The sequence below is a fragment of the Rothia sp. (in: high G+C Gram-positive bacteria) genome, from assembly GCF_015265375.1.
In the GTDB taxonomy this organism is placed as follows: domain Bacteria; phylum Actinomycetota; class Actinomycetes; order Actinomycetales; family Micrococcaceae; genus Rothia.
In genome coordinates this window covers 1-8,122 of record NZ_JABZXW010000077.1, presented here as the reverse complement: position 1 = coordinate 8,122, position 8,122 = coordinate 1, and the positions used below count along the sequence as shown (strand labels likewise).

Genomic DNA, 8,122 nt, shown 5'->3' with positions numbered 1-8,122 from the left:
GGTCAGTACATGACCGGGCGGTACTTTGTTTCCCAAACTATGCAGAGCATTGGCTATCGGCGATGGCTCGCGGAAGCCGCCTTGCGTGCCTGCTGCGTTTGCTGTGCTTTCTTCGCCTTGCGCTGTGCCCTGTGCTCCAGAACCTTCGGGTGCGTTGCGCGCTGCACAATCTTCGTATCGCGCATGTGGAAGGTGCGGGTCGCCGTGTACTGAACTGCCGCATCCGAGGTGAACGCCAGCATCGCAAACACGGCAACACCCAGCTGGAAGAAAATCGTGGACAGCGGCAGGGACTGATGCCCCCACAGCACGCCGCCGGTAATTGCCGCGAAGTTCAACGCTGTCAACAGCAGAGCCAGGCGACGAGCCTTCGACGAGCCGCGCAACGTACTCCACAGCAGGAACAGGTGCACCGCCGAATAAATTGCTACAAAACCCACCAGCACGGTGCCGGTAATGGTGAGTAGCACGTTGCTATCCACCTGATCGAAGAGGTCCAGCAGCTCAATGTCGTTGCCGGAACCTTCCTCCAACAGCTTGGCGCGAAGTGCCGGGCGGCTGAGCGCCAAAATGACACTGTTGACAATGTCGGCGAGGGTCACAGCGATGAGCATACCCGAACCAACCAGCAGGCTCAGCGGCATGCGGTACGCCAGGTCGTGCGCACTGGAGAGGTGAATTTCTTCCTGCTCCTGCGGCTCCAGGCCCTCATTGTTCAGCACGATGACCGGGAGCGCGCCGTCCGTGCGGATCGCGTCACCGCCGCCGTTACGGGCATGGTAGCCGGAGGAAAAATCGTGCAGAATCTCAACGTGAGTTTCCGGGTGGGCGTACTGAATGGACTCCACAATGTAGTCGCGTTCAAAGTCGGTTTCAGCGTCAATGCGGTGCGTGACCTGCAGAGTGAAGAAACTGAAACCCACACCGGAGTCGTACGTGCCCGCCGCCAACCAATCCACCTGGTGACCGCCCGGCAGAAGCCAGCCGTCCGGGGTTTTCCAGAAGCGCACGTGGTGGCGCTTCTCGGGGTTGCCGTCCACTTCCTTCTGGTAGGCGAAAGCCTGCGTCTTACCAAAAATTTTCAGCGGGGAGACGGGCGCCTCCGCGTAGGAGCGGCGGGTGATGGTGGAGAGAATAATCTTCCAGGAAGAGACGAGGGTGACGTTGTCAGCGCGGGTCCAGCCTGCGTCCTGCATGACCTGGTGAATCTGCTCCTCGGTACCAATCAGACCGATATTGACCGGGTCGCCGAGCAGACCGTCCGGGGTGCGGGTGCGCCCAATAAAGTAGTCGGGCACGTAGATGCGGGTCATGATCGCGTGAAAACGCGGTAGCGTCAGGTACGCGGTGACCGCCCAGAAAATGAAGGCAATGGGGAAACCCCAGAAAGAATGGCCGACCGTATTCGCCAGAATCATGAAGGTCAGCACGAGGGCCGCGATGCCGGCAAAGATAAAGAAGAGAGTGTCCCAGAAATCGACCCACAAGCTGCGCGGGACGAGGTCTTGCGCCGTGCCGCGCGCGTCAATATCACCACGGTAGACCGGTGGGGAGGTAACTGGGGGAGCAACATCGCTACGTATAGGCCGCAGGACGCGTTTTTGGTGGGACATTCCCGCCCTTTCTGCAACATAGTTAGGGTCTTTGAATATCCATAACTATAGCAAGGGGCAGGTTATGTGAAGTACGCATTCCGAGCAGGGCTTAATCGCTTGGCTCGATCGCCCCGCCGCGGAAAACGCGGTACCAACGCGGAGTGCTGGCGTTGCCGCGCGAAAGAAATAAAGGGTGACCCTACTCGGGGAGGGGCTTAGCCTCCACAGCGGCGCGTGCGGCGGCAATGGAGCTTTCGTGGTGCAGCATGTCGCGGCTTTCACGCATGAGGCGCACCCACTTGCGGGTCAGTTCCTCAAGTTGCTGAGCGGTCAACGAACCGGAGGCGATGCTCGCCTCATCGGCGGCGGCGCTGGTGGAAATGTGCTGATGCCACAGGTCGTACACTTCGTTGGTGTAGCTGTCACGTAGTGCCCGGGCGTGTTCGCGTGCCTGGCTGATGTATTCGTTCAGGCTTGCGTGGTAGTGCTGAAGTTGATCGGGGGAAATGTTTGCTTGCGCTCCTGGCGGTGAGCTCGGGGTTGAGCTCTGCCTCGCCTGGGGTTTGTTCGGTAATCCGGAAGAGGATGAGTATGAATTCATGAGGATATGGGGTGCGCCTACTTTGGCGCGGGTCAGAGTCAGGACGCATCGCTGCGTCTGACGGGTGGTTTACTGTCGTGCGGTTGGTCGGGGTATGTCGTTACTCGTACCGGTGATTTGTCTGTTGCTGAAGTTGAATAGAGGGTTGTTCCTGATGGTAAAACCCTCGCATCAACAATCATACATAAAGTGACAGTCAATCTCATAAGGTTGATTATGCTCTTTGCACATTGATGAATATAAAAAAGGGGTTGGAAATCCCACAGAATCCCCACAGATTAGCAGGCTAAAACCCACATCGTTGAGGGAGGGGCTAGCGAGAGCTCTTCGAATCAGGCACAGGTACTTGCGGGTTCCACAGAGATAAAACACAAAGTCAGCGCCGTATAGGTCCGCAATCGGGGCCTCACACCCGGCGAGCTACAACGAGCCGCAGGCACAGAAAACGGGGCGGTACTGAAAACCAGTACCGCCCCGTTATCAACACCAAAGTGGTGTCATAAAATCAAGCGATAAACGCTCAAATGCGATTACTCAGACGCGATTACTCAGCTGCTTCTTCCACAACGAGTACAACGTCGCGAACCTCCAGCTCGCCCTCAGCTGCCACCAGGGACAGCTCACGAGCGTTACCGGCAGCCTTCAGGTCAGCCAAGCCAGCGGCAATGCGATCCAGCTGAGCCTGAGGAGCCGCAATAGTAGCGGACTCAACCTCGGTGCGCTGCTTAACCTTCGCGTCGCTCTTAGCCTTACGCAGGCCGCCCAGAGCCTCAGCAACATCCGGCAGGATCTGCTTCAGCGACTCAATCTGAGCCGGGTCAGCGTCCGCCAGGACCCACTGAGCAGAGATGCCAGCAGTCGGGTTCTGTGCGGAGTACTCAGCCAGCAGGGTACCCTCCAGGATGGGCAGTGCCTGCGGCCACTCGGCGCGGTGTACGCTACCTGCACGCCACCAGGACCAAATCTCTTCGGTCACGAACGGCAGGAAGGGCGCGAACAGACGCAGCAGAGCATCCAGGGTGGTTGCCAGCGCGGCAAGAACGGAAGCCTGCTCCTCTTCGCCGCGAGCACCGTATGCACGGTCCTTAATCAGCTCGACGAAGTCGTCGGTGAAGGACCAGAAGAAGCTCTCGCAAATCTGCAGGGCACGAGCGTACTCGTACTTCTCGAACGCTGCGGTCGCCTCTTCAATCAGGTACGCCAGGCGAGCCAGCAGGGAGCGGTCCAGGGCGTTGATGAGCACGCGGCCCTGAGCCTGAGAAGTAATCACGGACTTCTCGGTAGCGCCCAGGTTCAGCACGAACTTAGAGGCGTTCAGCAGCTTAATCGCCAGGCGGCGGCCAATCTTCATCTGGCCTTCGTCGTAGGCAGTGTCAGCACCCAGGCGAGCGGAAGCAGCCCAGTAGCGCACAGCGTCCGAACCGTACTTCTCCAGAACCTCGTTCGGGACCACAACGTTGCCCTTGGACTTGGACATCTTCTTGCGGTCCGGGTCGAGAATCCAGCCGGAGAGTGCGGTGTTGTACCACGGCACGGAGGACGCCAGGGTCTCCGCGCGAACAGCGGTGGAGAACAGCCAGGTACGGATAATGTCGTGACCCTGCGGGCGCAGATCCATGGGGAAGGTCTTTGCGTGCAGCTCCGGGTCCACGCCCCAACCGGTCGCAATCTGCGGGGTCAGGGAGGAGGTAGCCCAGGTGTCCAGAACGTCCGGGTCGGCGATGAAGCCGCCCGCTACGCCGCGCTGGTCCTCGGTGTAACCGGGAGCAGCCTGAGATGCCGGGTCAACCGGCAGCATGTCCTCAGAAGGCAGAATCGGGTTCTCGTAGTCCGGCTCGCCCTCAGCGTCCAGCGGGTACCAGACGGGGAAGGGAACGCCGAAGAAGCGCTGGCGAGAAATCAGCCAGTCGCCGTTCAGGCCCTCAACCCAGTTTTCGTAGCGGCTACGCATGAAGGAGGGGTACCAGTTGATTTCGCGGCCGCGCTCGATGAGCTTCTCGCGGCGTGCAGCGTCACGGCCACCGTTGCGGATGTACCACTGGCGGGAAGCAACGATTTCGAGGGGCTTGTCGCCCTTCTCGTAGAACTTCACGGGGTGGGTAATCGGCTTGGGGTCGCCGTCCATTTCGCCGGCCTCAACCAGCATTTCCACGACGGTCTTCTGTGCGGTGAAGACGGTGGTGCCCGCCATGCGTTCGTAGCGCTCACGGCCCTCGGCGGAGGTGATCCACTCGGGGGTTTCGCGGGAGAAGCGGCCGTCGCGGCCGATGAGGGCGCGGGTGTCCAGCTGCAGTTCACGCCACCAGGTGACGTCGGTGGTGTCACCGAAGGTACAAATCATGGCGATACCGGCACCCTTGTCGGGCTGTGCCAGCGGGTGCGCCTTAATTTCGACCTCAACGCCGAACAGCGGGGAGGTGACGGTGGTGCCGAACAGCGGCTTGTAGCGCTCGTCGTCGGGGTGCGCCACGAGAGCCACACAGGAGGGAAGCAGCTCGGGGCGGGTGGTCTCAATCCAGACCTTCTCGCCGTTGGGGCGGTGGAAGCTGATGCGGTGGTACGCGCCGGGGCGTTCCTTATCTTCCAGCTCAGCCTGTGCCACTGCGGTGCGGAAGGTGACGTCCCACATGGTCGGTGCTTCTGCCATGTAGGCGTTGCCTGCTTCCAGGTCCTTCAGGAAGGCGAGCTGGGAGACCTTACGGGAGTGCGCGTCGATGGTGCGGTAGGTGCGCGACCAGTCAACGGACAGACCCAGGGTGGTGAAGAGGTTTTCGAAGACCTTCTCGTCTTCAACCGCGAGCTCTTCACAGAGTTCAATGAAGTTGTTGCGGGAGATACGCGGCCACTTTGCCTGGCTGCGGTCGGGCTTGGGGGTGCCGTCTGCCTTCCAGGTGATCAGGTCACGGAAGGAGTCGTTGTCTGCCACGGAGGGGTCGCAGAGAACGCCGTAGTAGTTCTGAACGCGGCGTTCGGTGGGCAGGCCGTTGTCGTCCCAGCCGAGGGGGTAGAACACGTTCTTGCCGGTCATGCGCTGGTAGCGTGCAATGACGTCGGTCTGGGTGTAGGAGAACATGTGACCCACGTGCAGGGAGCCGGATGCGGTCGGCGGCGGGGTGTCAATGGAGTAGACCTGTTCGCGAGTGGTGTTCTCGTCGAATGCGTAGGTCTTCTCGTCGGCCCAGCGCTGCGAGAGCTTCTCTTCGAGGCCTTCGAGGGCGGGGCGGTCGGGAACGTTAATCTGTACGGGCGAGTCTGAGCCCAAAATGTTTTCAGCCATAACGGCTATTTTCTCATATTCACGGCATTCTCTCAGCTCCAGGGGAATTCTGCGCTGTACCGCGCTGTTCGTACTGGTCGATGGCGGCTTCTAGACGTGCCAGGAGGGGCCGGTACCTGCGCGTGAACTGTGCCCGACGTGCCGCTGCGCGGACCCCGGTGGCGTGGGCGAGTTCCTGCCAGCTGGCGGGGTCGAGGTAGCTCTGCCCGAGCAGCAGGTGAACTTCGGAACTATAGGGGGTTCCGGTAGTGGCGCGGATGCTGCGCGCACGCTGCTGGAGGGCACGGCGTTGCTCCCGGAGAGCGGCGATGCGCTGGTGCGGTGTTGCTGTCATGTGGAGGTTCCCTATATGAGGAGTAATCGGCGATTCAGCGGCGAACTCGGCGGAAAGGCAATGGGGGAGAGAACCCCTCATGTGCTGTCCTCGGTTACCTGCAGTGTAGGCGCGAAAATCTTGCCTATCAACAGCTCACGAATCCTTCTCAGCGACGCGGGTGCGGCGTAGACTGAAAGTACACGACCTTTGAGGAGCGGCCAATGAGTTCTCTAAGTATTTTTGGTTTGGGTACGCCTGAAACTGTTCTGCTGATACTGCACCTGGTGCTGGTGGCGTTGTGCGTCTGGCATTTGACGGTGCGTAGCGGTTACGGTGAGGCACGCATGCGTTTCGTACTGCCCCTGATTGTGTTCATGCCCGGCGCTGCGGTTCTTTATCTGCTGTCTGCGCGTGAGGGTACGGTCCCTCCGGACACGATTAAGACCGGTAGTAGCTCGCCCGTGTATTTTGAGCATCGCCTCGGATTCCGTGACGGCGGCAGGAGCCGCTGGGGTCTGCCGCGCCGCCGCAAGTAGCAGGGTGATAGCGCCTGTACTGTTCACCCCGAACGGCGGCGTTGCCGGCACTGTCTCACTATCGAAAATTTCAAAATATATGCCCGCGAGTCTGCTCGAACAGAGCACCCGCGGGCATCACTCTACTAGGATTAAAGTATGACTGAGAACACCCACATTCCTGCATCTCCTTTCCTGCCCCATACCGGAGACGGCAAAGTTGCCGTGGTGACCGGCGCATCCAGCGGTATTGGCCGAGCCACCGTACAGCAGCTCGTGGCGAGCGGCTGGACCGTCTATGCTCTGGCTCGTCGCACCGACCGCCTCTACACCCTCTACGCGGAGACCGGTGCTCACCCGGTGACCTGCGACGTGACCGACGAGCACTCCGTCCGCTTTGTTGCCGAGCAGATTCTGGAAGAGCAAGGCACCATTGACGCCCTGGTCAATATTGCCGGCGGCGCTATCGGCGTGGATAAGGTCGCAGACGGTAAGACCGTCGACTACCTGAAGATGTACCAGATGAACGTGCTCGGTATTCTGCACATGGTGCGCGCCTTCGCGGAGGCTCTGCGCCTGAACGGTCACGGCACAATCCTGAACCTGACCTCCACCGCTGCCGAGCACGGCTACGAAGGCGGCGCCGGATACAATGCGGCGAAGTTCGGCGCTCGCGGCCTGACCGAGGCGCTCCGTCTGGAAGAGGCAGAGAATAATATTCGCGTGATTGAGGTTTGCCCGGGCATGGTGCACACCGAGGAGTTCTCTCTGAACCGCCTGGGTTCCAAGGAAGCCGCCGAGCGCGTCTACGCGGGCGTTGAAAAGCCGCTGACTGCTGAGGATGTGGCGCAGACGGTGACTTTTGCGCTGAATGTTCCGCACCACGTGAACCTGGACCGCATCACGATTCGCCCGGTGGCTCAGCCGAGCCAGTTCAAGGTGATCCGCAAGGAGAGCTAAACTCGCGGCACGCCGTGACGCTTGATCCTCAGTGAGGCTTTGGTAGCCCCGCCTGCATCCGCGTGAGTTGGATGCGGGCGGGGCTTTTCTCTGTGTTCCCAGAATGTATATAGAGGGCATATATGAAGGTGCTTGAGGGGTGTTGAGAGGTGGGGGAGAGGCATAAAGGGGAACTTGAGGGAAATATAAAGTGGTACGTGAGACTTTAAGGTTCACTAAGATGAAAATGGTGGGTTAAAAATACCCATGGAACACCCTATATTTTCTTCAAATGTAATCAAAAGATAGGGTTATATGTCCTCGTGTGTCAGTAGATGGGCGCAAAATCCCCGAATTGGTCTGCATTAAACCTCAACTTAAGGGGTGGTTTTATAACGATTTCATTACAGTTATGCAAAGGTGACGGTAAGCGGGTTAAACATCCAGGGGCAAATGCTAGCCTTTTAGCAGTCACACCCATGTATGGGCCTACTGCACCTTCAAAGACGGGGGCGCACCACGGTAGGTTCAACACCGATAATCAGAGATCGAGGAAAAATGTCGAAGACTACCCGTCGCGTTTACAAGATCGCAGCAGCGGCAGCCTTTACTGCTGGTTCTGTGGCAGCAATCCCGGCAACTTTCGCGGCAGAAGCACCCGCTGATCAGCAGCAGCAGGTTGTCGACCAGAAGGCAACCGCTCAGACTTCTTCCCTGCCTGGCGGCAACGCAACTGAGGCTCCTAAGGCAGAGACCCCCAAGGCTGAGGCAACTCAGGCTCCTAAGGCGGAAGCTCCTAAGGCTGAGGCTACCGAGGCTCCCAAGGCAGAGGCTCCTACCCCCACTGCTCCGGCAACCGAAGCTCCCAAGGCTGAAGCT

Annotated in this window: 5 protein-coding genes and 1 pseudogene; 3 read left to right on the top strand and 3 right to left on the bottom strand. The window is 59.5% G+C overall.

The window, feature by feature from the left end; translation table 11 throughout:
• Positions 1 to 53 precede the first annotated feature (53 nt).
• The 3 genes from HXO69_RS08200 to valS form a co-directional block, all read right to left on the bottom strand.
• On the bottom strand, positions 54 to 1,613 hold the full coding sequence (locus HXO69_RS08200; protein ID WP_296546442.1) for an LssY C-terminal domain-containing protein: 1,560 nt from the start codon (positions 1,611 to 1,613) through the stop codon (positions 54 to 56).
• A gap of 181 nt (positions 1,614 to 1,794) precedes the next feature.
• Complete coding sequence (locus HXO69_RS08195; protein ID WP_161799617.1) at positions 1,795 to 2,196, bottom strand: hypothetical protein; 402 nt, start codon at positions 2,194 to 2,196, stop codon at positions 1,795 to 1,797.
• A gap of 544 nt (positions 2,197 to 2,740) precedes the next feature.
• Positions 2,741 to 5,473 carry a valine--tRNA ligase gene (gene valS / locus HXO69_RS08190; RefSeq protein WP_070831113.1) on the bottom strand — a complete coding sequence of 911 codons (2,733 nt, stop codon included), beginning with the start codon at positions 5,471 to 5,473 and terminating at the stop codon, positions 2,741 to 2,743.
• A 537-nt stretch (positions 5,474 to 6,010) separates the two neighbouring features.
• On the opposite strand from valS, the gene HXO69_RS08185 reads away from it, so the two are divergent.
• The 3 genes and pseudogenes from HXO69_RS08185 to HXO69_RS08175 all read left to right on the top strand — a co-directional run.
• Positions 6,011 to 6,325 carry a penicillin-binding protein gene (locus tag HXO69_RS08185; protein WP_296546439.1) on the top strand — a complete coding sequence of 105 codons (315 nt, stop codon included), beginning with the start codon at positions 6,011 to 6,013 and terminating at the stop codon, positions 6,323 to 6,325.
• 138 nt (positions 6,326 to 6,463) lie between these two features.
• Entirely contained in the window at positions 6,464 to 7,264 is an 801-nt protein-coding gene (locus tag HXO69_RS08180) for an SDR family oxidoreductase (protein ID WP_296546438.1), read from the top strand.
• Between the two features lie 537 nt (positions 7,265 to 7,801).
• Positions 7,802 to 8,122, top strand: a pseudogene (locus HXO69_RS08175) (peptidase); the annotation flags it as partial.

Coding starts and splice junctions, on each gene's coding strand:
- valS (WP_070831113.1), bottom strand. CDS start 5,473: ATGGCTGAAAACATTTTGGGCTCAGACTCGCCCGTACAGATTAACGTT.
- HXO69_RS08195 (WP_161799617.1), bottom strand. CDS start 2,196: ATGAATTCATACTCATCCTCTTCCGGATTACCGAACAAACCCCAGGCG.
- HXO69_RS08185 (WP_296546439.1), top strand. CDS start 6,011: ATGAGTTCTCTAAGTATTTTTGGTTTGGGTACGCCTGAAACTGTTCTG.
- HXO69_RS08200 (WP_296546442.1), bottom strand. CDS start 1,613: ATGTCCCACCAAAAACGCGTCCTGCGGCCTATACGTAGCGATGTTGCT.
- HXO69_RS08180 (WP_296546438.1), top strand. CDS start 6,464: ATGACTGAGAACACCCACATTCCTGCATCTCCTTTCCTGCCCCATACC.